Raw genomic sequence first — 25,298 nt, forward strand, 5'->3', positions numbered from 1 at the left:
CATGATTGTGAAATGGCAGAGCAGTATTCGCGTTAAGTTAGCCAGTATTGTGTTTCTCACTGGCGTGGTTCTCATTGCCATCATTTATTGGGTCTATATACCCGCCTTAGAGAAAAGTCTGCGAGAAGAGCGGACATCAACGTTAAGTTCTGTTGTTCATAGCGCCGTGTCAGTGATGGATTACTATGAGCGCGGTATTCGAGAGGCTCGCTGGCGCAGTGACCCTGACTTCCCTCGCAGTCGCCGAGAAGCGAAACAGAAGATATTGGACTATCTGCGTCACTTAGAGTTTGCGGAGAGTAAACAGATATTCATTCTTAACATTGAAGGGGAAGCGGTGCTCTATCCGGCTTTTCCTCATATGGAAGGGCGGTCATTGATGGAGGGGAGAGGTGATGCCGAAGCCGAGTTTCCGTTTGAGATGATTCTGAATGCAGCGCTCAAAGAGGAAGAAACCTTACTGGAATATGACTGGGTTGCTAAGTGGAGCCAAGAGACAAAAGAGACACACTGGTCTTACTCTGAGTTGTTTTACCCATGGGGCTGGATAGTATCTGCGAATATCAGCGCGCAAGACATTAACGATCATATTTTCAACGTGGGCTCTAAGCTACTCGCTAATTTACTCATGATTCTACTGGTCGGGCTCATTTTGGCTTATTGTTTCGTAGTTAAACTGACGAATCCTATTACGCGCTTATCGCGTCAAGTGCAAAACATTACCGAGTTTCTCGCAGCAGGTGCGTCTGTCAACATTGACGTGCATGCGAAAGACGAAGTGGGTGCGCTCGCGTCAGCATTTCGTAAAACGGTACAACGTTTATCGACGGTCATGTCGACCTTGAAGAATAAGCAGGAAAGTTTACAGACCACCATGAATTCCATTGGTGATGGCCTCGTGAGTGTCGATCTGCACGGTTGCATTCAATTGTACAACCCCGTTGCGGCAAAGCTAAATGGGTGGACTGGTCAATCTGTTCGCAATGAAAAGATTGATGATGTCATGGTCTTACATGACTTGAATGACGAGACCCAGATAGGAATTATTCAGTTTATTGAGTTGATGCAAGGTGAAGAAGGCAGTATTACTCACGAAGCTCGACTAGAACCCAAGGAAGGAGAGTCTTATATTGTGCTGGTGACACTGTCACCTATATTGGCGCTCGATGAGAATAATCAAGGTATGGTTGTCGTCATTCGTGATATCACGCGCCGCAAACAACAAGAGCAGCGATTAGCAGAACTTAACGAAGCGTTGAAACAACATAAGGCGGAACTTGAAGAACGCGTAGAGCAACGCACGGTTGCGCTTTCTCAAAGCATAGATGATTTGAAAGAGACTCAACAGCAGCTGGTCGCGACTGAGAAGATGGCTTCGCTTGGACGGCTTGTGGCGGGCGTGTCTCATGAAATAAACACCCCGATTGGCGTCGGTGTGACCGCGATATCTCATATGCAAGAGATATTTAAGCAGTTTCATAAAGCTTGCCAAGAAGGACGTCTAAGTAAGAGCTACTTAAATAGCTACTTAGAGGATACTGAAGAAGGGCTTAAACTGGTGATGACGAACTTGCAGCGTGCTTCTAGCCTTGTGCAGAGTTTTAAACAAGTCTCTGTTGATCAATCGGTAGATAATCACCGCACGTTTGATATTAAAGAGTATGTCGAAGAAATCGTGGCAAGTCTGAAACCTAATTTGAAAAAAGGGTGCCACACCTTAGCTATTCATTGCCCGGAAGGACTCACGCTCTATTCTAATCCTGGCGCACTTGCTCAAATTGTCACTAACCTCGTAATGAATTCGGTACTGCATGGCTTTGATGACAGGACGGGAGGAGAAATAAGTATCTCCATTTTTGATGATGGAGGAGATATTGTCCTCGACTACCGAGACAATGGTCGTGGCATGCCGCCGACCATTGCAGAGCGTATTTTTGACCCGTTTTTCACTACCAAGTTAGGACAAGGGGGAAGTGGTCTTGGTATGCATATTGTCTATAACTTGGTGAACGTCACGTTAGAAGGCCAAATCCATTGTGAGAGCTATGAAGGAGTGGGAACGAAGTTTTTAATTGCCATTCCGCGTCTTGAACCTGAGGTCGTTGCTTAAGTCTTCATCTGCGAGCGTTGCTTCGATTACTGATTTATATACTCAAGTCACCTCAAGATGGTTGTTCAGCGAGAGTTTCTAGGTTTGCCATCGAGGCACTGCTTTGAAGATCTAGTGGACTACATCAAAAAGCAGTAACAAAGGTGGCGAGCCTAGAAAACTCGCCCTTCGGGAAGCGACTAGCGCACCGATTTCTGCGTTAAATGTGTTTGAAAGGGGAGAGCCATTCCTTCACACCTTTGCCTTGAACTCGACGCGCTAGTCAGCTTCTGAATCCTGCATCTTGAGGTGACTTGAGTATATACTCTTGCAATCTTATGATGCGGGAAAGGGTTAGCGTGTTATCTCTTATCACGTACATCTGAATCCAACCTTCGTGGCAAACGCATTATGGGGTAGCGTATTTTTATCATTGCTTTCGAACTGACAAGGAGCTTAAGTTATGCCAGTGAGTATCTATATCGCAATCGCGAATCATCGCAGTGAATACCCAGATCCGATCTGTTTCTCTGCTGGAGAAAAACTGCATGTTGGTGAACGATATGAAGGAGAAGAAGATTGGGATAACTGGTTTTTTTGTCGTTCAGAATCCGGAAAATCAGGTTGGGTACCGATACAAATTTTTGAACAAGACGAGAACTCTCACTCTCGCCTAAGAAGCCCTGTCTAGGCTTGTTGTCTATCGACAAAGCCATCATCGGCGGCATCGAGTGGAATGAGCATCTTGAATGTCGCGCCGTGTCCCGGTTCAGAGTCGCATTCAATAGAACCTTGCATCAGTTGCACGATAAGATTGTAGATAATATGCGTCCCCAATCCACTGCCGCCTTGACCAAGCTTGCTGGTGACAAAAGGATCGAAGATGCGGTCACTGATTTCTTTCTCAATACCACGACCGTTATCGTGGTATTCAATCGCTAACATGTCACTCTCAGTATCGATGTTGACAGTAATGGTAATTTGATGAGGGCCATGCCAATTACTGAAGCCATGGATCAGACTATTCATGACAAGGTTAGTAAAGACCTGTTGTAATCGTCCGGGGTAGTTATCGATCACGAGTGTTGAGTCACAGTTAAGGCTAACTTCGACACTGTCCTGTACAAGTCGATATTGGAGTGAGTTTAACACCTGTTCAATATTGTCAGAGAGATTGAAAGAGACACGCTGTTCGTTGGTCTGGTTGACGGCAACTTGCTTGAAGCTTTCGATCAGCTTCGCGGCTTTTTCCAAACTGTTTAACACTAGATCTGCCGAGCTACTTATGTTTTCTACCATGGTGTCTAAGGCACTCTTAGAAATTTTTCCGGTAGAGACACTTTTCTGTAGCTTGATGGCTTCTTCTTTCATAAAAGAGGAAGAGGTGACACTGATGCCAATTGGTGTGTTGATCTCGTGAGAAATGCCGGCGACCAAACTACCTAAAGACGCCATTTTCTCCGCTTCAAGCAATGACTTTTGCGTCTCCTTGAGCTCTGCATACGCACTTCTTAGCTCAGCATTGCTTTGATTTAAACTGGCCGTTCTATCCTGGACTTTCTCTTCGAGGTCTTCATTGAGTTTGAGAAGCTCAGTTTCGATCCCTTTTAGCGCTGTGACATCGTAGCCAAACGCGATAACGTAGCGCAAAGAGCTGCCTTCACTAAAGGGGACAAAGTGCCAGATGAGCGTCTTGGTCCTGCCTTCAATGTTGAACATTTCTAATTCATACTCTTCGTGAAAAGGATTTTCTTGTAATACCTGCTCAAACTCGTAGTGTTGATCTGCCTTTACAAATAGATTCATCCAGCTCACGCCAACAGCATCAGTTTCACTCATTCCGATCAGATCTGTGCCTGCCTTGTTGATGGTTTGGACACGATAGTCTGGGTTAAGGCAACAGATTATCGTACTAGAGGCATGAATGATGGTCGAAGAAAAGTCGCGTTCATTTTCGAGCTTTTCGTTCATCTCTAATCTGGCAGCGAACTCTGCACTTATTCGTCGTTGCATTTGATTGAGGGTGGTACATAAGTTATCGAGTTCGTCTTCGGTGCCGTTGTTTTCTTTGCGGCCTTCCAGCGTGAGCGGAGGCATGGCTCCATTTAAATCAAACTGCTTGGTATAGGCCGATATCCTGTTTAGGTGTCGGATTACCATGTAGTAAATAATGGCGAGAATGAATGACGATACCAACGTTGTTTTAATGATTTGCGTAATTAAGATTAATGCTGATTTTTCGATAAGTCGTTTGTACACTTTTTCGAGTGAAGCGGAAACTTCAAGATAACCGATGACTTCATCGTTGTTGGTTAACTCAAACTGACGCTGAATCTCATAAGTGCTGCTGTAATTTCCCTGCTCGACAATCACGGAGATACTGTCCCCAATCTTCTCTTTCACAACGGCGTATTGAAGATTGGGTAAGTTCATGATTCCATCGATTTGCGCTTCTAGCTGCTTCTCGTTGAGGTTCCAAAGACTCACAGCGACGGATTCGACAAAACTGACCTCTATTTGGCGTATGTTCGATTTGATTTCGCCTACGTCTTGTCGGTAATCCCATAACAACTGAACAGCAGTGATCAACACAGCCAAGATACTGCTACATAGCAGAATGTAGCCAAGTAGGCGGAGTGATAAACTATCCTTAAATTTGGACGGCAATAGTGGTGTCATAGACGCCTTACTCTAAGGGTTGAAGTTCAGCAAAGATACTGGCTGGGTCGAGTTCATAGTGGCTGATATCACTATTAAACTTAGCGGAACGAGATCTAAAGTCTAAGCCCTGCCAGTCTTTGTTGGTGATGCGCGGGAGCAGAAGCTCGGCTTGAGCGGGCTCGATGTTCTCCATACGAGAACGGTAGTTGTAGTCGCCACTTTGACTTTTAAGCTGCGCATCATGAAGGTAGTCGTGCAAGATAATTGCGCACCACGCAGCCTCAGTAAATTGTCCGCCAATCGAGGTATGCAAGGATTTGTCACTCACACCAGATAGGCCTTCTTGTGACCAATCAATGCCGCCTGTGACATAATCTGCGCCTTGTCGCCAACCTAGATCGTTCAGCGCTTCATTAATCCCGATAGCCATCAAATCACTTGCAGCCCAGTAGGCTCGGCTATCAGGAAAACGAGTTTGGAGTCGTGCGGCCTTAAAACGCGCCGTATCTTGCTCCCAAAAGGCATGGACGTGTTGCACCACAGATGCGTTCCCGTCTTCTTTTACGGCGCGATAAAGCCCTTCGGCCCGCAGAATAGCAGGGCTATCAGTAATGGTGCCGTTTATCGCAACAATTTTTACGTGGCCATCGGCGTCAGCAAGCCCTTTATGTCTTGCCTGCGCAATCAAGCTTTTGGCGAGTAAATAGCCCGCGCCTTCGTCATCCGGCATCACCCGGGCGACCCAGTATTTGAATTTTTGTTGAGGATTACCCGCTAATGCTTGGTTTTCATCGCTGATGTCTGCGTTAAAGAGGATAACCGGTATTTCGAGCTCTTCTGCCAGCTCAAGCATATCAAGCGCACTGCGCTTAAGGTTGGGGAAGATAACGCCATCAGCGCCCATTCTTTTTGCTTTATGCAGATTTTCTAGCATCTTCGCTTTGCTACTACGGGCATACATGATGGTGATGGTGATGTTGAGATTATTATTTACTGCCCGCGCGAACTCCTCAGTTGGTCCCCAGAATGCGTCATTTTCAGCACGTTGAGTGATCAGAACGAAGTGAAGATCAGACTTGTGGGAATCAGCAATCGCGTTGCCCGTGAGGAAGATAGCGCACAGCAACAGAAGTGTTTTGAAATACATAGAACGGCTTCTCTATTCGCATTGTAACTAGTTCTCAGATAATTCTAATAGTAGACGTTCTTTTCATGATCGTTACATTGAATACCAATTAAGAATTTTTTTACGAACTAAGACAGCAACACAAAGGTGAAAAAGCGAGACAGATTATGAGATTATCTGTCCGCTTTTTTAGGTTTCAGTGCAGTGAATGAAGCTTATATTGCGGTGGGAAAGTGAACGACGTTGGCCAACGTCATTCTTGCCGATGGCTCGCCCATTGAAGTAATTCTGGGCTGAGTTTTCGATCGTGTGACGTGAGGAAAGCGATGAACTTGGCCGGCGATGCTGTGACAATCTGTGCTTCGTCAATATTGGCTTTTTGAATCGCACGCAGACTTTCGCTGACTTCACCAAGGTCAAAAGCGATATGCGCATCTGAGCCAATAGAGATGAGCGCTTTATGCCGTTTAATGAGCTGCAGCAAGCTTTCGCAGTGTGGCTTGCTACCCGTACGAGAATGGACAAATGAGCTGTTGTTTATCTCGAGGGCAACATTGTTCGCTTTCGCGGCCAACACAACGGCTTCTTGGTCTATGGGATAGTTGGGGTTGCCCGGATGACCAATGATCTGACAATCACCAGACTCAATTGCGGCAATCATGGCTTCCGTGTTTTGCTCCAAAGAGGCAGGAGGAAAAACAGGTTCGTGAAAACTTGCGATGGCCAAATCAAGTCGCCATTTCAGTTCATCGGGTAAACCTAAGCCGATTTCAGGGGCTTGGATATTGGCTTCAATGCCTCGCAAGATGGCAATGTCTTGATGAACATGTGGGATCACTTTCAGGTTGCCAAAATGCCACCAGTGGGGGGCATCAGGCATAGGGGGGGCATGATCGGTAATGCAAAATAGCTCAATGCCTTTTTGTTTAGCGATGGCAATATAGTCGTGAACAGTACTGTATGCGTGAGTGCTGGCGATGGTGTGGCTGTGAGTATCAACGCGTATTTTCATGAGTCTAGTAATGTAAACATCAGGGGGAGGGAGGAGCTAGACTATCGCGTTTCCCCTCTGAGAAACAGTCAGAGGGGTTAACTTTTAATGAAATCACACTTCTGAGAAATAGTCAGAGTGGGCAACGCTCAGCGAAATCACACTTTAAGTGCAGACATTAAGCCTTCAAGCTCTTGCGCTTGTTGGTTGAGTTGAGCGATCTCTTCAGAAGATTGAGCAATGATAGCCGAGACTTGAGAGGCTTGTTCTCGTACCTGCTCGACACTGCTTGCAATGCTATCGGCAACACTGCCTTGTTGCTCGGCCGCTGTGGCAATCTCGGTGCTTCGGTCAGCAACATACTGGTTTTTTTCTGCGATATCGGAAATTTCTTTCCCCACCGCCAATATCAAGTTTTCGCTGCTTTGTGCTCGTTCGACGGTTGTCTCCATCACCTGTAAGAGTGATTTGCTGTCATTTTGGAGAGTTTCAATCATCTGCTGGATTTCGACTGTCGCATCTTGGGTTCTTCCCGCGAGGGTGCGAACTTCGTCAGCGACGACGGCAAACCCTCGCCCTTGCTCACCTGCGCGCGCAGCCTCAATGGCAGCGTTTAACGCCAGTAAGTTGGTCTGTTCTGAGATACTGTTGATTGTTGAAACAACTTCATCAATGCGAGACGTACTGTTATCAAGATTATTAACAGCGTCAGAGGCATTGTTGACATCAAGGCTCAGTTGCTGAATAGATTGCTGTGTATCTTGTACTTTGGCTTGGCCGTTAACGGTCATGGTGTTAGCTGCCTGCGTATCTGTCGAGGTCGTCAGGGCATGTTGGGCCACTTCACGAATAGAAGAGGCCATCTCTTCGGATGCGCTGGCTAAGCTATCGAGGTGTTGACGCTGATGTTCAGATAGCGCTTCGCTATGACCGCTTTGCTGACGCAGTTGGCTACTCAACTGCTGAATAAGCGCTGTGGTTTTTTGAGTTGCCATCACCAACTGGTGTTCGCGTTCAGCAACTTGATCGATAGTGATCGCAATGGTGCTGAACTCATCACGCACTTTGAAGTAGTTCAAGCGGTTGGTGAGATCACCTTGGGCGAGCTTTTGCAGTGCGGTGTGCGTTGCATACATGGCACCGCCGATAAAGGTCATGATGTAGTAGATCGATAGAAAGATGACACCCAGTACAATCGCCAAGATGATTAAATGTGTATTGTCTAAGTAGCTCAACACATGCGGTGGTTGCTTAAGTGATAGTGAGTAACCGTCTACGGCATGTTGATAATCACCCGGACCCACCATAACAGGACTGCTCGCCAAGAAACGTCTCGCGTCGCTCTCGCTGATATTTTGCGCTTTAAAAAGGTGCGCAATGGTTTCCACTTCGTGATTTGCTAGCTCACTGCGTTGACTGTTTGCAGCACTGATCACAACCAAAGTGGTAGCGAGAATAGCGAGAATAGGCAAAATAAAGAGAAGAGAAAATTTTTCCTGAAGTTTCAGATGAATGAGATATTTGTCTATCCATCGAAAAGCGACTTCTTTCATAATGGGACTTCCTGATGCGGCTTTAATGTTGCTGTCGAGTTACTAATACGACGATTTTGTGTCAATTCTACAGGTTATTCGTATCAAAACCCGATTATAGAGGTGATCAATGTCACAATATTGTGCAAAATTTTTGATAAAGGGACGAGTGCAAGGGGTCGGTTTTCGATTTCATACGGCACATGAAGGACTTAGGTTAACACTGACTGGATATGCTCGAAATTTACCGAGTGGTGATGTCGAGGTTGTCGCTTGTGGCAGTCAAGCATCCATTGAACGATTAGCATTGTGGTTGCAGGAAGGGCCGAAGATGGCGAGAGTGGATAGTTGTATAAAAGAAGAACTACCTTGGCAACATTACGAGGGTTTTGCCATGCATTAAAATAGGCTCACCCTATGTGTCCATAGAGTGAGCGGGGCGTTACAAACACTTCGCGGGTTTAGGTAAACCAGCAAGCTTTGTCGCTTGTTTGGCGGGACCTTTTGGGAAGAGCTTGAAGAGGTACTTGGAACTGCCTTTTTCTTCGCCATATTTCTTCGCCATTGCTTTCACTAACATGCGAATAGCCGGTGAAGTGTTGAATTCGACGTAGAACTCTCTGACAAAGTGCACAACTTCCCAATGCGCCTCAGTGAGCTCAATGCCTTCTTCTAGCGCCAGCAAAGGCACCATCTCTTCTTGCCAGTCATTAATGTCTAGCAGGTACCCCTGCTTATCGGTTTCGATCTGTTTACCATTAAACTCGAGCATGTTGTCTTTCTATATCAATCGTTAGTTGTGCTAATCATAAAAGCAAAACGAAAAAAAAGCCGCTATCGAGCGGCTTTTTTTGTCTGTTTGACTATCTATTAGTCGTCACCACCCATTACGCCTAGGATATGAAGTAGGCTTAGGAATAGGTTGTAGATAGAAACATACAGCGTGATCGTTGCAGAGATGTAGTTTGTCTCGCCACCACGAATGATGCTCTGCGTCGTGAGTAGAATCGCGCCGCTAGAAAAGAGCACGAAAATCCCAGATAGCGCTAAGTGAATAATAGGCATCTGTAGGAACAGGTTAGCGACGAAGCCAACAAGGATCACGACGAAACCTGCCATTAACATACCGCTTAGGAACGAAAGATCACGCTTAGTGGTTAACGCGTAGAATGAACAAACCATAAAGGTTAGCGCAGTTCCGCCCAAGGCTGGAACGATGGCAAAGCCCATTCCTGCACCAATATACGCGTTTAGAATTGGACCAAGGGTATAACCGATAAAGCCAGTAAAGGCGAAGGTAAATACCAGACCCATGCTGTTGTTGCGGTTTTTCTCAGTCAAGAACATAAGACCATAGAAACCGACAAGTGTAATGATGAGGCCGGGATGTGGAAGTCCCATTACCATAGAGGTCGTTGCCACAATCGCGGACCAGACGAGTGTCAGCGATAGCAAGAAATATGTATTGCGCAGTACCTTGTTCGTTTCCAATGCACTGGAATACGAGGGGTTGCGGCTAACCATTGGATCGTTCATGTTCTCTCCCTTAGGATGTTGAATCTCGATACACGTTATCGTTATGAGTATATATGGGTTAAATTGTTCCGAACTTCAACTGTGAATTGATAAATTTTCCGTTTTATTCAGCGTTAATTAAGCCCTTAAGCACCTGATTATACACAGACCGTTGATTGAACTGTAGTACATTAACAATGTGTAACCATATGTTAACCGCTTGGGTGTGGTGATGCGACTCACTTAATACTACTTTTTGCAACGGCATGTCGATCACTGGGTAGGCAGCGGTGTGTGAAAGGGGCAGAGTCACCTGCCCCTGATCAGCGTGATACGGTTACTAGTGCAAAATTTGACTCAAGAAAAGCTGAGTACGGTCGGATTGCGGGTTATCGAAGAATTCAGTTGGGTTGTTTTCTTCGATGATTTCACCTGCATCCATAAAGATCACTCTATCTGCTACCTCACGAGCAAAGCCCATCTCATGGGTGACGCAAAGCATCGTCATCCCTTCCCCTGCAAGTTCAACCATAACATCAAGCACTTCTCGGACCATTTCCGGGTCGAGTGCCGAAGTGGGTTCATCAAACAGCATCACCTGTGGGTTCATGCAAAGTGAGCGCGCAATGGCAACGCGTTGTTGTTGTCCGCCAGATAATTGCCCGGGGTACTTATGCGCTTGATCGGGGATTTTAACGCGCTCAAGGTACTTCATCGCGATTTCCGTGGCCTCTTTCTCAGGCATTTTTTTGACCCAGATTGGCGCAAGAGTACAGTTTTGTAATACGGTGAGGTGGGGGAAAAGGTTGAAGTGCTGAAAACACATGCCAACCTCGCGACGCACTAACTCGATATTCTTAAGATCATCAGTCAGTTCTGTCCCTGAAACGATGATGCGACCTTTCTGATGCTCTTCAAGACGGTTGATACAACGGATCATGGTTGACTTACCAGACCCAGAAGGGCCACAAATGACGATTTTTTCACCGCGACGCACGGACAAGTTGATGTTTTTGAGAACATGAAATTGACCGTACCACTTGTTCATATCGATCAACTCAATCATCGGCCCTTCATTTTCCTGAATTGTTTGGCTAACTTCTGACATATTACTTTCCTTTGTTGGGTCCGACTAACGCTTGTGTCCGGTGTGAAGTTTGTTTTCTAGATAGATGCTGTATCGCGACATAGTGAAACAGAACACCCAAAACACTAAGGCGACAAAGATATAGCTTTCAGTGGCGAATCCGAGCCATTCCGGGTCGGTGTTTGCTGCTTGACCGACACCCAGTACATCGAACATCCCAATGATTAACACCAAGCTGGTATCTTTAAATAGGCCAATGAAGGTGTTAACAATCGAAGGAATGGTGATCTTCAAGGCTTGTGGCAAGATGATCAGATACATTTTTTTCCAATAAGTGAGGCCGAGTGCATCAGCGGCTTCGTATTGGCCCTTGGGAATCGCTTGAAGGCCACCGCGAATGACCTCTGCCATGTAGGCTGCACTGAACATGACAACACCGATCAATGCGCGAAGGAGCTTATCTGTTTCTGCCTCGGCATGAAGGAAAAGCGGCAGCATGACGGAAGCCATAAACAGTACGGTAATTAGCGGGACGCCACGCCAAAACTCAATATAAACAGTACATAAGCTGCGAATAATGGGCATTTCAGAGCGACGGCCTAGGGCGAGCACGATACCTATAGGTAGAGAGACGACGATGCCGACGATGGCGATAACCAGCGTAACGAGCAAGCCACCCCAAAGGTGGGTTTCTACAACGGGTAGACCTAGAATGCCGCCATACAGCAACGCTGTGGCAATAAATGGATAGATATTGACGAAGAACAGCCAAATCCATTTTCTACCGGGCGTTTTTTCAACGGCTAGCAAGGTGATAAAAATAGCCAATGTAGCGTAAAAGAGTTTTGGCCGCCAGAGTTCTTCTGACGGGTAAAACCCAAACATGAACTGCTCAAAGCGAACATTAATAAAGACCCAACAAGCCCCTTCACGGCTGCAAGCGTCTCGGGTCTCGCCAATCCAATCAGCTTTAAGAATTGTCCAATCAAAGACAGCCCAGAGCCCCGTGATGGCAAAGTATGCGAGTATCAAGGTAACGATAGAGTTGACTGGACCGGAAAAGAGGTTCTTTTTTAACCAACCGATCACACCTGTGGTGTTGGCGGGTGGCGGCAAATCTGGCTGAAATTTATGTACACGCATATTATCGCTCCACCAGTGCTACTTTGCGGTTATAGATGTTCATGATGAGGGAGGTCAATAAGCTCAGCGTTAGATAGACCGCCATTGTCATGGCAATGATTTCGATGGCCTGTCCTGTCTGATTGAGTGTCGTGCCGGAAAACACGGAGACGAGGTCAGGGTACCCAATCGCCATCGCCAAGGAGGAATTCTTGGTTAAATTGAGGTATTGGCTAGTAAGTGGTGGAATGATAATGCGCAATGCTTGTGGGATAACCACAAGGTTGAGCGTCTTGCTGCGTGGTAACCCCAACGCCATCGCGGCTTCTGTCTGTCCATGGCTGACAGCATTGATGCCTGAACGAACGATTTCGGCAATAAATGATGCAGTATAAATCGTTAGCGCGAGAGCTAAGGCTGCTAACTCAGGTAAGATGGTAATACCACCGCGAAAGTTGAACCCTTTTAAAGCAGGATATTCAACGCTTACTGGCATACCGCCAAGTAAGTACCCGAGTAGCGGAAAACCAATAAGTGCAAGGATACTCACCAATCCGATTGGTGATTGCTGACCGGTTATTTTTTGTTTGTTATGTGCCCAGTGGCGATAGCCTAGCGTCACAATGATGCCAACAATCAGCCCTGCGCCAATGAGCCAAGCGCCTTTCTCAAAGATAGGTCCTGGGAGATAGAGGCCTCGCACATTTAGAAAGATGGCTTCACCGAGACTTAGGCTCTGGCGTGGCGAGGGTAGCGCTTGCAAGACAGCAAAGTACCAGAAGAATATCTGCAATAGGAGTGGGATATTGCGAAATGTCTCGATATAGACGGCAGCAAAACGGCTGACCAACCAGTTGGAAGACAGGCGCGCAATACCGATAAGAAAACCCAGCACGGTCGCTAAAATAATCCCGATGACAGAGACCAGTGCAGTGTTCAGTAAACCGATGAAGAAAGTACGGCCATAGCTGTATGTTTCGTCATAGTCGATAAGTGTGAGTGAAATACCAAATCCGGCTTCTTGTTTTAGAAAGTCAAAACCGGTTGCAATCCCACGCGCATCCAAGTTGCTGAGCGCGTTATTAACAATGGTATAGAAAAAGAAGAGTAAACCAGCGATGACAATGATCTGAAAAGCAACCGCCCGAAATAAGGGATTATAAAAAAGGTTTTGGTGCTTCTTCGGCGCGGCCTCAACATCCGGTGTCGTGGGGGTGTGTGGTGATTTAGGAGCCATACAACAACCTCAGTTCCTTTATTGTTATGAAAAGTGGGGCAGTGCAAGCACTACCCCTATTTCTCAATAATGTTTAGCGGATTGGTGGCGCGAATAGGATACCGCCGTTGTTCCATAGCGCATTGAGGCCACGGCTGATTTGCAGTGGTGAGTCCAAACCAACAGTACGCTCGAAGCTTTCACTGTAGTTACCCACTTGCTTGATCACTTGGTAACCCCAATCATCTCGGATACCTAAGCCAGACCCTTTAGGGCCATCGAGTCCGATGAGACGCTTAATATCTGGGTTATTTGAGCTCTTCATGCTGTCAACATTGGCTGAGGTAACGCCGAACTCTTCCGCAGCAATCATTGCGTTCAGCGTCCACTTAACAATGTTGAACCACTGGTCGTCGCCTTGACGAACAACAGGGCCTAGCGGTTCTTTAGAGATGACTTCTGGAAGAACTGCGGCAGAATTTGGATCAGAAAGGGTTAAACGCAGTGCATAAAGGCCTGATTGGTCTGTTGTTAGTACGTCACAACGGCCGGCGTCAAAACCTTTTGATGTTTGAGCGGCGGTATCAAACACAACAGGCTCATACTTCATACCCATAGTACGGAAGTAATCTGCGAGGTTAAGTTCGGTTGTCGTACCTGATTGGACACAGACTGCAGCACCGTCAAGTTCTTTTGCGCTAGTTACACCGAGCTCTTTTTTCACCATGAAGCCTTGGCCGTCGTAGTAGTTAACGCCCGCGAAGTTTAAGCCAAGTGCGGTGTCACGTTGTAGCGTCCAAGTTGTGTTACGTGAAAGAACGTCGATTTCGCCTGATTGCAATGCAGTGAAGCGCTCTTTTGCTGTCAAAGGGATGTACTTAACTTTTGATTTGTCACCGAGGGTCGCGGCGGCAATAGCTTGGCAGAATTCGACATCCAAACCTTCCCATTCACCTTTCGCGTTTGGGTTAGAGAAGCCTGGAAGACCAGTACTTACACCGCATTGGACATAACCTTGCTTCATCACTTTATCGAGTGTGCCTTCAGCTGCGACACTAGAAGCAGAGTACAGCGCCACAGATGCAGCAAGCGTAGTAAGTACAGCTTTTACTTTATTCGCCATTTGATGATTCCTTATCTTTAGCTTATTCCCCATAAGGGTCTGATGTTGTGATTGCTAGATAACTTATTAATCGCGAAAGAAATTATGCGACCAGTAAGCAAGTAACCTTTTGAGTATAGAAAGAGAATTCAAAACGTCACGTTAGCTTTTGCTATCTGGCTTCGATTCTAAAGCGCACTCACGGTTGAGCAAGTTACGTACCAGCTCTCATGTTTCATTCTCTGTGAGCGTGAAATTGACTAGAAATGATGAAAAGTTGCACGATTAGTCAACAAAGTTCGCTGCATTCAACCAGTGAATAAGTCGACAATTTAAGGAAATTGTCATCTTTTCCACTGCTTTATTGGTTGTATTTGACTCGACTTGCTGTTTTGGTTGGTAGGGTGTGAATTTATTACCGCCGGCGTAAGCGGAGGGTTTTATAGTGACTTATCCCTAGATGGGATAAGCGTCGCCTAAATTATTCGACAGGCTAGGATGCTGTGAATGTTACTTTAGCTGGTGAATAATGCTAGCAATCTAAATGTTGCATAAATGTTATTGTTTAATCGTGGTGCAGGGATGCGCTGGATTGGTGCAGGGTAATCGATTGATTTACCTTATTTAATTGTCTCAATTGACGATGAAAAATGAGGCTTTTTACAGAGCTGAATTCACTGAAATAACTAAAACGTGACATAAAGCACAAGATTAATTAGTGCTTTTTAGCTGTTTTCAGCAATTTTCCGTTCCTAAAGGGTATTTGACGAAAACTCATCTGCCGAATATATAGACAGTTTTGTGTCGCATGTTGGTAGTAGATAACTGATTTATCAGTAAAATGGCGTTTATCGAGGATGATGAAAGGTAGAGTAATAAGGAGCGCTTAACGCGCTCCTTTTCCGAGATTACATGTTCGCTTTTAAACGTTGGAAGAGCTCTTCGTAGAGGACACTCGTTGCGCCGACATCATCTTGCCATTCTCCTTTGTCCAATACGTCTTGAGGCGGAAATATCGCTTGATCGTTCTTGAACTCGTCAGGCAATAAACTCACTGCACCTTTCACTGGCGTTGGGTAGCCAATCTCTAAAGCAATCTTTGCCGCGTTTTCAGGACGAAGTAAAAAGTCGATCATTTTATGGGCCGCTTCCACATTTTTCGCTTGTGCAGGAATTGCGAGGCTATCCATCCAAAAAATGGCGCCATCCTCTGGCCAGATGATATCAACGTTTGCACCATCTTGACGGGCCATATAGGCTGAACCATTCCAAAGCATACCCAGACTCACTTCACCCGCCATGTAGGGGTTGGCGGGGAAGTCTGAGTTGAATACAAGGACATTCGGCATGAGCTTTTTCAGCTCTTCGTAGGCGGCACGAATTTCCGTCTCATTGGTTGTGTTGGTTGAGTAACCCAGTTTACGTAGACCGATATGGAAAAACTCACGTGCGTCATCCATCATCATTAGCTGACCTTCGAAGCCTTCATTCCATAGCCCTGCCCAAGCGTTGACGGGGTTGCCGTCTTCGAAGTCGCGGTTTACACCTATGCCCGTTGCACCCCAAATGTAGGGAATAGAGTAATCGTTACCGGGATCAAACGGCTTATTGAGGTAGTTCGGGTCGAGTTCCGCAAAGTGAGATAATTGGCTCTTATCTATTTTCTGAAGCATCTCTTCATTGCGCATCTTTGACACGTAATAAGTGGAAGGAACAACAAGGTCGTAACCGCTGCCATGTGTTTTTAAACGTGCATACATGGTTTCATTTGACTCGTATGTCGAGTAAATGACTTTAATACCTGTCTCTTTCTGAAACTCTTGAAGGACTTCAGCTGGAATGTATTCAGACCAATTGTAGAAGTACAGCTCTTCAGCTTGCACAAAAGATACAGAAGCCAAAGACATGGCGCCAATCATGGATAGTTTAAATGGTGACATCTTATCTCTTTCCTTAGGGTTGCTCGGCAAATTGCCGGACAGGTTTTTCTCTTGCGATCCATTGTGACAGAGCCACCAACACAAGAGAGACTATTAACATTAAGGTTGCAAGCGCATTCACTTCAGGTGAGATGCCAACGCGTACCATAGAGTAGATTTTCAACGGTAATATTTTATATCCCGGCCCGGTGACGAATGAACTGATAATGACGTCATCCAGTGAAAGCGTAAAGCTGAGCAACCAACCGCTGGCAATGGCTGGTTTAGCGAGGGGCAGGATGATCGATTTTAATATGACCCATTCATTCGCGCCGAGATCTTTGGCCGCTTCCAACATTCTTACATCAAAACCATTTAATCGACTGTAGACAGTGACAACTACAAACGGTAAGCAAAAGGTGATATGGGCGACAAGTAGTGAGAGAAAGCCGAGCTGTACGCCCATAAAGAGAAAAAGGGCCAACAGTGACAGTGCCATGACGATGTCAGGAGACATCATGACAATAAAAAGCATACCTTGAACGAAGCCTTTTCCCTGGAACTTATACCTAAAGAGAGCGATCGCCATCAGCGTGCCCATGACGGCGGCAATCGTGGCTGAAAACACAGCGATAGTGAGCGAGTGCTTTGCTGCTTGAATGAGCCCGGCATTAGCAAACAGTTGCTCATACCACTTGAAGGTAAAGCCGTCCCAGCGAAAACCAAATTTGCTAGCGTTAAAAGAGTTGACGATCAACACAATGATTGGGATATACAAGAAAGCGTAGACCAGTCCCATGTAGCCATGACGAAGATAGCGCATCATTATTGCCATTCTCCTTTCTGGTTCATGAGCTTACCTGCTCGATAATAGATATAGAGTAGGATGGCCATCGCCATCGTTAACGCAATACTTGTTGCAGCGCCGAAAGGCCAATCACGGGCATTCAGTACTTGGCTCTTAATGACATTCCCGATAAGGAGGTTCTTTGCACCCCCGAGTAGATCAGAGACATAAAACATCCCCAAGGCTGGAAGCAGTACTAGCAGGCAACCTGCAATAATACCGGGCATAGTAAGCGGTAGAATGACCTTGAAAAACGTTTGTAGCGCGTTGGCGCCAAGATCTCTCGCAGCTTCGATATACGCCCGGTCGAGTTTCTCGATGGCGGAGTAGAGCGGTAAGATCATAAACGGCAGCAGGATGTATACGAGACCTATCATGACGGCGTTTTCAGTGTACATAATTCGCAATGGCTTATCGATGAGGCCAATGGATAGCAGGGTGCTGTTTAATAGCCCTTTCGTTCCCAACAACAGTTTCAAACCATAGGTTCTTATTAATGAGTTGGTCCAAAAGGGGACGATGACCAGGAACAGCATAAAGGGGCGCGTCCGTTCTGGGAGCTTTGCAACGGCATACGCAAAGGGATAGCCTATTAGCAGGCAGAGTAGGGTGGCCACGATCGCCATATAAAAAGAGTGCCAGACCACTTTTGCGTATAGGGGGTCGAACAAGCGTGTGTAGTTGTCTAGCGTGAAGGTCATCGCTATCAGGTTAGTTTCATCACGTGTTAAAAAACTGGTGACGACAATCATGGCATTTGGAATAAAAACAAAGACCAATAACCACCCCACTGTGAGGGTGAGAATGATGGATTTCAGTGAGAGACGTTCGCTCATGGTCGCATATCCTGCTCTTTAAGTACCACTTCCCAGCTCTCTACCCAAGTGACTGCGACACGCTGCTCTAACGAGTGATCAACGTCCGGATCATCTTCGTTGAAAAACTCGCTTACCATCACCTGTTGACCACTATCTAGTTCAACAATGGAGTCGAGGGTCATACCTTTATAGGTACGATCTTTAACGGCACCCGTGATTCCGTTTACTTTGGCATCATCAGATATCTCTTCTAAACGAATATCTTCGGGGCGCAATAGCACGCTAATGGCATCGCTTTCTGCAACATCAAGCGTGGTATGCAGTATGGTTTCTGTCCCTTCGACCTCGGCACGAATACGTTTTTCGTCTAAACGCGCTAAGACTTTGCCCTTGAAAACGTTTATCTCACCGATAAAACGTGCCACAAAGAGGTTTTTAGGCTCTTCGTAGATGGCTTTGGGTGAGCCGTCTTGCTCGATGTTTCCTTCACGCATTACGATGATGCGATCAGACATCGATAGCGCTTCTTCTTGATCGTGGGTGACAAAGATAAAGGTGATACCCAGTTGTCTTTGCAATTGCTTGAGTTCAAGCTGCATCTGCTTACGCAATTTGTAATCCAGTGCCGAAAGCGATTCATCGAGGAGCAGTACTTTCGGTTTATTTACGACAGCACGGGCTATCGCAACGCGTTGCTGTTGTCCACCAGAGAGCTGGTGCGGTTTGCGATTGGCGAAGTCAGCGAGTTGCACCATGCTCAATGCGTCTAAGACTCGGTTGGGAATCTCTGCCGCGGGCACATTCTGCATCTTTAAACCGAACGCGACATTGTCGAAGACGCTCATGTGAGGAAAAAGGGCATAGCTTTGAAATACTGTGTTCACCGGACGTTTTTCTGATGGCATGTGAGTCACATCTTGGCCATCGAGTAAAATTTGCCCCGAGTCTGCGGTTTCGAATCCAGCTAACAATCTTAGAATAGTGGTTTTACCACATCCCGACGGACCCAAAATAGTGACAAATTCACCGTGGCCCACGTCGAGATCGAATTGATGGATGATGGTTTTACCGTCAAATGCCTTTGTTAATCCTGTGAGAGAAACAAGCGGCGGGGTTAGGGGGCGATTTGCGTTCAAGGGCCCTGACTCCTGATAAAAACAAATAATTTACTGTAGCGCCGTGACAACCTAGCGTGTTTCTTTGGTGTTGCTGTGACTTGTTGCACTCCAAAGCCATCGATGAAATGCGCTAAAAGCTTTAGGGTATTACGCACAAAGTGTAGTCGAATCAGACCCAGATTTTTGTGTGAGGGCGCGCATTGTAGTGTTTTGTTTTCACTTTGAAAAGCGACAATTGCCGTCATGTTGCGGGAAATTGAAATTCATTGCTTTAGGGTTAGGTATCGTTCTGATTTTATTATTAATCATCATGTAAAGTGCAGGGTTTAGAAGCAGACTAGCGCGGCGAGTTCAAGGCAAAGGTGTGAAGGATTAGCTTTTCCCTTTCGTCCACATTTTCTTTTTACTCGATGCGCTAACTGGCTTTGAATGCGGCTTCTCGACATCGTTTGAATATGGTTGCGCAGAAAGTGCGCGCCAAAAACTTTGAGACGTATTAAACACTGTGATTGTTGTATGACTCAGTTACAATATGGTCAGAACTGTATTATAGAGAGTCCTATGAACCACCTTTCTTTAGATGAATACCCTCGAAAATGGATCTTCACCCATGCGTCGATGCCGCTTCCTGAGGGCATACTTGCCAGTATTAAGCCTTTTACTCAAGCGCGTTCTTCTCAGCTTTGGCGTGAACATATCAGTGCGATGAGTCCAGATGCAGATCGTTTGGCCAGTGATGACTGGGCAGGAAAAGAAGAGAGTTGGAAAGAGTCGGTGCTTTGGCAAGAGGCATGGGAGAGTGACGAGCCTGAACTACCGGAAGAGGTACTTGCGTTTATCACTTGGGAAGATAATACCCCCGTTTATTTCTGTTATGAGAAATACAATGTGATAGAGACTACCTGGGGCGTGTTCAAACAAGCTTGGAAAAATTTCCTGTTTTTCGATGATGGGCCGATTCTAATTGGACGTCGTAAAAAAGAAGCTTTGTGGTTTGACTCTGAAGGTTATGTGCAGTTAGGGCTACGAGAATAAGGCATTTAGAGTCTTGTTTGCCAAACGGCCTTGTTGATACAAGGCCGTTTTTGATCATTAGAACTTACCGGCTGGTGGCCAGTTGGGGTTCTCTATTTCATCTTCTCCAACCGCGTCGTTGGCTTCTTTGGCAATCGCAGCAGGTACGCAAGTTTCAGGGACCACGACTTCAACTAAAAAGTTTTTGTCTGGCGTGGCACGAATCTCTTCCATGACGGCAAGTAATTGGCCGAGGTTTTCAACTTTGCGTCCTTCTCCGCCAAAGCCATCAGTGAGCTTGGCAATCTGCCAGTTTGGCAGCTTATTATACTGGTAGACGTTATCGAGCAACGGATCTTTATAATCTTTTGGCGGCTCTCTAAATGGGTTGGGGTTCACCAAGTATTGCTCTATGCCATAGATGCCGTTAGCGATCACAAAGACCACGGTGTTTAGGCCATAGGCATGCTGATCAGCGACCGCTTGGCAAGTTTCATGAAACGCGCCATCTCCGACAACAACAATCGCTCGCTTATCTGGGTTTGCTAAACCAACCCCTGTTCCTGCACCGACGGAGTAACCAATCGAAAGCCAAGATGCTTGGGCGACAAATCCGTTTCTCGCTTCGATGGGCACAGATTGAGCGCCGATAAGCGGGAACCCTGCATCCACCACCAAGATATCATCTTGGTTAATCCATTGACCCAGTGTGCGATAGAGTGAGTCATAGTTGACTTCGCCAGTCAGAGACTCATTGATAATGTGTGATTTCGGTGCTGACTGATATTTTTTGAGTGAGGCGTTAAGACGCAACCCTTTTAGTCGCATTGCTGGTCGTTTTTCAACGAGCTCGATCATTTTATCGAGGTAGTCATCGAGTTCGACGGAAGGAAAATAGCTGGCACCCGCAATGACACCTTGATGGGCGGCCAAAATGGTGTGCTCGCTGCGGATGTCTTGGTTACTGGTATCTTTACCCGTTGTCCATGCCCCAATTCCGATGAGACAGCCATCGTCACCAACAAGCTCTTTTAACGTTGATTGCGACAAGGTCACACAGCCTTCGAAAGCAGGATGCGACTCACTTACCACGGACTTACTCAGGGCAGAGGTGACAAACTTGATCGGTTTGTCGGATTGATTGTGCGTGTTGAGTGCTTCCAGCAGGGCAAGAAACTTATCTTGTAGACCAAAGCGCTGCAACTCGATACCTGCCCAGAGTAAGACATTGGATTTCTTTTCAATCAGTGCCAGTGTTGCTTGTGCGGCGATATCGGCATCACTGACAGTAACTTGCTTGCCGGTGCCCGAAGCGAGTGTACCTTGTGGGGTGTGACAACACTCGCGCCATACATCTTCACTGATTTCGAGGTAGACGGGCTGATGCTTAGTCAACATGGCCGTTAACGCTGAATCAATTTGGTAAGGCGCCTGCTGGGCATTGGTAATGCGTTCAGCCGCGGCGGTGACAGGGCGGAACATATGGATATCGACTAACTGGTATCCGGTGGTATGTGAGTAGAGTAGTCCGGTGTTTTTCTCTATAGCATCCTCTTTATTGGTCGGGGCGCCATTAATCAACACGACAGGGACTTTTTCAACATACGAGCCTGCAATGGTGTTAAGTAGGCTAAATGCCCCCACACTATAGGTGACATAGACAGCCCCAATGCCCTTAAAGCGAGCATAGGCGTCAGCGGCGTAACCCGCACAGAGTTCATTGGCGTTACCTCCGATTTTTATCGGTGAGGAGGGGTCAGCTAAGATGGTGTCTAAGAAAGGGGCGGTGTAGTTTCCCGCTACCCCAAACATTTGCTCAAGTCCTAGCTCTTCTAAGCGTTGCTTTAAATAAGATGCGACAGTGGTCATAGTCATCACCTTATTCTTTGTCGAAGTAGCTAAGACGAATTGACATGGTTTCATCTATCTCGAGCTCAGCATCACAGTGATTGCGCTCTGTAGGCTCATATTGGCAGTCGATGTATTCACGAATAGAGGCAGTGGCCACTTCTTGATAGGCTTCTTTAATTGCACAGGAAGGTTGCTCTCCATGATCTTTAATGAACTTCTCTGAGAACTTCTGCAAACCGAAGCCTTTTTCTAGTACTAGATCGGTAGAGCGCAGTGCACCTTCTACCCAACCTTGATAGTCAGAGAAGGCTTCACCACAGGTGTAGAGATTATCGAGTGGCTCGGTGAGGGTTGCCATTACTTCTCGGTCATTGGCACCTATCGCCCATTGGTGAACACCGTAACCAAACTGTTGAGAAAGCTTGGTATCAAAACTGACTGACCCCTCCCAAATTCGCGCACTGGTCATTACTGGCTCTGGCACGAAATGGGTGTTGAAGATGGACTTAAAGTAGCGGGTGGCTTCTTTGACCACGGCAAGAGACGCAGGGAAGATTGTTTGCGGCTGTTTGTCGCTATATTTGTTTTGTAGTGGTGACTGGTATTTGTCGCCTTTATTTTGTAGCGCACTCCAGTAGTTAATATTGAGGTAGTCGCAGTAGATGGTTAAAGCAGCCGGTGCCTTAAACTTACTGTTGCTGATCTTAGTGAGTTTGGCTTCCAATTCAGGGCTAGGTGAAGCGCCACTTTGCTCGTATTGTAGTCCTGCGGTGACTTCATTACTGATGGAGTAGAATGGATAGATAGAACCCGTGGGGAGGTCTGCGAAGTTAGGGCCAAATTCAACAACAGGTTGATTGCTGAGTTTGTTCCCCCACCACGCGTAGTCATAGTACAGGTTAATTTTTAATAGTGGTTGATTGGTCGTTGATTGCAGGGTGTCCCAAAGGTTTGCTGCTTTTTCCGCGGGGAGTGCATTAAAGGCATCAGAACGTGCGAAGAGTTTCTCAAGCGCGAGTCGAGGTAGACACAGCAGGACCTTTTCAGCCTCGATAGTGAAGTGTTGGGGCTCGGCACAGTCTTCTGGATTCGTGTACTGGTAAGTGACTACGTAGCCGCCATTGTCAGTAGCTTTGATATTGGTGACCAAAGTATTGAGGTGGATACGCTCTTCGCCAACTTTCTCTACCAATGCGTTTGGCAGAGTACTAAAGCCTTCTTTAAATGTTCGGAACTCTGCATCGGCAGGGAAATCTTCAAGCAGTTGATAAGCCACACCCGCATTCATTTTTGATAGGAAAGTACCGTTAAAGCCGAGTAGGCGATAGAGTAGGGTAATTGCCTCGTTGGTATACCCCATCTCAGTGAGCAGATCCCAAAGTGACCATTGGTATAGAGGGACGTTTTGCCAGCAGCAATCGAGACGGAATTTCTGCCAAAACTCTGGGCCTTTGTTTTTGGGTCTGTCAGTAAACTGCGGGTTCGCTTGTAGAATGCGATTAAAAACCGTATCGATGATCTGTTTAGGATTAATGTTTTGCTCGGCGGGTGCGAGATTGTAGAGTTCACTCCAGATCTCGAAATTGTTGCTTTTGGCTTCTTCGGCTGTGAAGCTTTCCCCGCGGAAACATAAACGATTGTTTCCGTTGCTGTTCATGGGGAAGGGGACGATGTCATTGACCAAGTCTAGCTCCATGAAAAGCGACATCAAATTGTCCATGTTCTCGAACAGAAAACGCATGCCGCCTTCTTCTTCTTTAACCACATGCCCATTTGGAAACTCAATCAAGTCTGAGTCTAAGCGACCACCCGTTCGGTTGCTCTTTTCAAGAATAACAATGTCATCAATATCGGTTTCTTCAAGCAATCGGTATGTACTGTATAGCCCAGAGACGCCAGCACCTACCACGAGCACTTTGGCTTTTGATGGAATACAACGTTGTTTACGCATGAGGTTAAGATCGACGTTATACATTTTATCTTCCCTTAGAGTTCTGCCTGCCTATTTGGTCATGACTGACCGTGTTTAGGTAACTATAGTGTGTGTAAAAGAGACAAAATCTAGATGATCTATTTTTGTGAGTGATGTCTGTAAATTTGGTCAAATGTTATAGAGTTGTAAAAATACTTGCGCTTTAACCCTTTGTATTTATTGATTTTTGTTTTCACCTGTCCAGTTGGACAGGTTTTGAATACTGAGAAAACACGTTTTTATAGTCAGGCTTGCACTCAATTCAATAGATTGGGTGAATAATTAAATCAAGGTAGGAGTAGTGGTTCCGTTGTTGCCTGAACAAAGACAGGAAAACACGATGAGCAATAATCTAATTCGCGAAGTAAAAGCGGCAGGAAGACAGATCACTCAAGCAAGCGCTGAGGTGGAATCGACGCTTGGTCCACTGAGCCAACTTGTGGGGACATGGAAGAATGAACCCGAGCTACCGGGACGTGGCTGGAACATGATTGCCGTTCCGTTTGGTGGTGACAATTTAGGGTACCGCTTGTTGTTAAACCAATACAACGAGACCCTCACTTTTGACTTGGTAGATAAAGGGGTGCCAAACCGCGGCATAGCGACGTCTAATGATGATCGCGAAGATGACCAGTTTCTTACTGCTTTGGCTTATGACCAGCGTATTGAACAGATAGCAACAGATGACTTTCCTCGCAGCGATTTGCTGAACCCTAATGGCTCGATCATTCACCATGAGCCCGGCTTGTGGCTTAACATGCTGAACAAGACAACGAACCATGTCGACATTGCGCGTCTATCGACCATCCCTCATGGTGATTCTGTCCTTGCCTTAGGTCGAAGCGGTCAGTTGCCGGAAATGCCACGCGTGCCAGACATAAGTGGGCTGCCGATTGGTACGGGGGATACGCTGGAGGATGCTTATTTTGCCCCGTATCAGCGTTTTCATAGTGACCCATTTGAAGGTGTGTTTGACCCTGTTCATCCGAACGCGTTGCTAAATGAAGCAAATCAAGGCGTAGAGATAGAGAAAGTGACGGTGTTACCGGTTGATACTACGGTAGAAACGGGAGGCATCGCCAACATTCCTTTCGTGACGAAGCAAGCAAACGCAACGCAGCTGAATGCGACCTTTTGGATTCAAGAGCTTAAAGAGAAAGACGCCAACGGCAACCCTAAATTACGTTTACAGTACTCGCAAACTGTCTTTCTAGAGTTCTTTAAGCGGACTGATGGTGTGCCCGGTCTCATTCGTTGGCCACATGTCAGTATCAATACCTTAGTGAAAGTCACTGACTAGCGGAAACGAAAACAGCCT

General features: G+C 46.3%; 21 protein-coding genes. 5 read left to right on the forward strand and 16 right to left on the reverse strand.

The window, feature by feature from the left end; genetic code table 11:
* Position 1 precedes the first annotated feature (1 nt).
* Both TSUB_RS07150 and TSUB_RS07155 read left to right on the forward strand, forming a co-directional pair.
* Positions 2 to 2,110 (forward strand): ATP-binding protein, encoded by a 2,109-nt coding sequence (locus TSUB_RS07150; protein WP_087025546.1) that lies wholly within the window; start codon positions 2 to 4, stop codon positions 2,108 to 2,110.
* Between the two features lie 442 nt (positions 2,111 to 2,552).
* A complete protein-coding gene (locus TSUB_RS07155; RefSeq protein WP_087025543.1) occupies positions 2,553 to 2,780 on the forward strand; it encodes an SH3 domain-containing protein in 228 nt (75 codons plus the stop codon).
* Here the strand turns inward: TSUB_RS07155 and TSUB_RS07160 are convergent.
* The 4 genes from TSUB_RS07160 to TSUB_RS07175 all read right to left on the reverse strand — a co-directional run bounded on the left by TSUB_RS07160 (position 2,777) and on the right by TSUB_RS07175 (position 8,420).
* Positions 2,777 to 4,768, reverse strand: coding sequence for a PAS domain-containing sensor histidine kinase (locus tag TSUB_RS07160; RefSeq protein WP_087025540.1), 1,992 nt, complete (start codon positions 4,766 to 4,768; stop codon positions 2,777 to 2,779). The two genes, TSUB_RS07155 and TSUB_RS07160, sit on opposite strands and share 4 nt — an antisense overlap.
* 7 nt (positions 4,769 to 4,775) lie before the next feature.
* Complete coding sequence (locus TSUB_RS07165; RefSeq protein WP_087025536.1) at positions 4,776 to 5,897, reverse strand: ABC transporter substrate-binding protein; 1,122 nt, start codon at positions 5,895 to 5,897, stop codon at positions 4,776 to 4,778.
* Positions 5,898 to 6,129: 232 nt separating this feature from the next.
* Entirely contained in the window at positions 6,130 to 6,888 is a 759-nt protein-coding gene (locus TSUB_RS07170) for a phosphatase (protein ID WP_087025533.1), read from the reverse strand.
* Positions 6,889 to 7,025: 137 nt separating this feature from the next.
* Positions 7,026 to 8,420 carry a methyl-accepting chemotaxis protein gene (locus tag TSUB_RS07175; protein WP_087025531.1) on the reverse strand — a complete coding sequence of 465 codons (1,395 nt, stop codon included), beginning with the start codon at positions 8,418 to 8,420 and terminating at the stop codon, positions 7,026 to 7,028.
* A gap of 109 nt (positions 8,421 to 8,529) precedes the next feature.
* On the opposite strand from TSUB_RS07175, the gene yccX reads away from it, so the two are divergent.
* A complete protein-coding gene (gene yccX, locus TSUB_RS07180) occupies positions 8,530 to 8,802 on the forward strand; it encodes an acylphosphatase (RefSeq protein WP_087025528.1) in 273 nt (90 codons plus the stop codon).
* Between the two features lie 39 nt (positions 8,803 to 8,841).
* On the opposite strand, the gene TSUB_RS07185 is transcribed toward yccX, so the two are convergent.
* From TSUB_RS07185 to potA, 10 genes are all read right to left on the reverse strand, one after another.
* Entirely contained in the window at positions 8,842 to 9,171 is a 330-nt protein-coding gene (locus tag TSUB_RS07185; RefSeq protein WP_087025526.1) for a TusE/DsrC/DsvC family sulfur relay protein, read from the reverse strand.
* 98 nt (positions 9,172 to 9,269) lie between these two features.
* On the reverse strand, positions 9,270 to 9,935 hold the full coding sequence (locus TSUB_RS07190) for a Bax inhibitor-1 family protein (protein WP_087025523.1): 666 nt from the start codon (positions 9,933 to 9,935) through the stop codon (positions 9,270 to 9,272).
* A gap of 319 nt (positions 9,936 to 10,254) precedes the next feature.
* Entirely contained in the window at positions 10,255 to 11,022 is a 768-nt protein-coding gene (locus TSUB_RS07195; protein WP_159065027.1) for an amino acid ABC transporter ATP-binding protein, read from the reverse strand.
* 24 nt (positions 11,023 to 11,046) lie between these two features.
* On the reverse strand, positions 11,047 to 12,144 hold the full coding sequence (locus TSUB_RS07200; RefSeq protein WP_087025520.1) for an amino acid ABC transporter permease: 1,098 nt from the start codon (positions 12,142 to 12,144) through the stop codon (positions 11,047 to 11,049).
* Between the two features lies 1 nt (position 12,145).
* Positions 12,146 to 13,360 (reverse strand): amino acid ABC transporter permease, encoded by a 1,215-nt coding sequence (locus TSUB_RS07205; RefSeq protein WP_087025518.1) that lies wholly within the window; start codon positions 13,358 to 13,360, stop codon positions 12,146 to 12,148.
* 73 nt (positions 13,361 to 13,433) lie between these two features.
* Positions 13,434 to 14,462 (reverse strand): amino acid ABC transporter substrate-binding protein, encoded by a 1,029-nt coding sequence (locus TSUB_RS07210; protein ID WP_087025514.1) that lies wholly within the window; start codon positions 14,460 to 14,462, stop codon positions 13,434 to 13,436.
* A gap of 887 nt (positions 14,463 to 15,349) precedes the next feature.
* The gene (locus TSUB_RS07215) at positions 15,350 to 16,360 is read right to left on the reverse strand and encodes an extracellular solute-binding protein (protein WP_246616448.1); all 1,011 of its coding nucleotides are present in this window, start codon (positions 16,358 to 16,360) and stop codon (positions 15,350 to 15,352) included.
* A gap of 34 nt (positions 16,361 to 16,394) precedes the next feature.
* Positions 16,395 to 17,186 (reverse strand): spermidine/putrescine ABC transporter permease PotC, encoded by a 792-nt coding sequence (potC, locus tag TSUB_RS07220; protein ID WP_087025508.1) that lies wholly within the window; start codon positions 17,184 to 17,186, stop codon positions 16,395 to 16,397.
* Entirely contained in the window at positions 17,186 to 18,043 is an 858-nt protein-coding gene (gene potB / locus TSUB_RS07225; protein WP_087025505.1) for a spermidine/putrescine ABC transporter permease PotB, read from the reverse strand. The genes potC and potB overlap by 1 nt, the downstream gene beginning before the upstream one ends.
* On the reverse strand, positions 18,040 to 19,161 hold the full coding sequence (gene potA / locus TSUB_RS07230) for a spermidine/putrescine ABC transporter ATP-binding protein PotA (protein WP_087025503.1): 1,122 nt from the start codon (positions 19,159 to 19,161) through the stop codon (positions 18,040 to 18,042). Before potA ends, potB begins: the two co-directional genes overlap by 4 nt.
* Before the next feature lie 543 nt (positions 19,162 to 19,704).
* Here potA and TSUB_RS07235 point away from each other — a divergent pair.
* A complete protein-coding gene (locus tag TSUB_RS07235; protein WP_087025497.1) occupies positions 19,705 to 20,178 on the forward strand; it encodes a DUF2947 domain-containing protein in 474 nt (157 codons plus the stop codon).
* 57 nt (positions 20,179 to 20,235) lie between these two features.
* Here the strand turns inward: TSUB_RS07235 and TSUB_RS07240 are convergent, their stop codons facing one another.
* Positions 20,236 to 22,026, reverse strand: coding sequence for an alpha-keto acid decarboxylase family protein (locus TSUB_RS07240; RefSeq protein WP_202819780.1), 1,791 nt, complete (start codon positions 22,024 to 22,026; stop codon positions 20,236 to 20,238).
* Positions 22,027 to 22,036: 10 nt separating this feature from the next.
* Positions 22,037 to 23,983, reverse strand: coding sequence for a flavin monoamine oxidase family protein (locus tag TSUB_RS07245; protein WP_087025491.1), 1,947 nt, complete (start codon positions 23,981 to 23,983; stop codon positions 22,037 to 22,039).
* Positions 23,984 to 24,320: 337 nt separating this feature from the next.
* Here TSUB_RS07245 and TSUB_RS07250 point away from each other — a divergent pair, with 337 nt between their 5' ends.
* Positions 24,321 to 25,280 (forward strand): heme-binding protein, encoded by a 960-nt coding sequence (locus TSUB_RS07250; RefSeq protein WP_087025488.1) that lies wholly within the window; start codon positions 24,321 to 24,323, stop codon positions 25,278 to 25,280.
* Positions 25,281 to 25,298 lie beyond the last annotated feature (18 nt).

This window comes from Thaumasiovibrio subtropicus (assembly GCF_019703835.1).
GTDB lineage: Bacteria > Pseudomonadota > Gammaproteobacteria > Enterobacterales > Vibrionaceae > Thaumasiovibrio > Thaumasiovibrio subtropicus.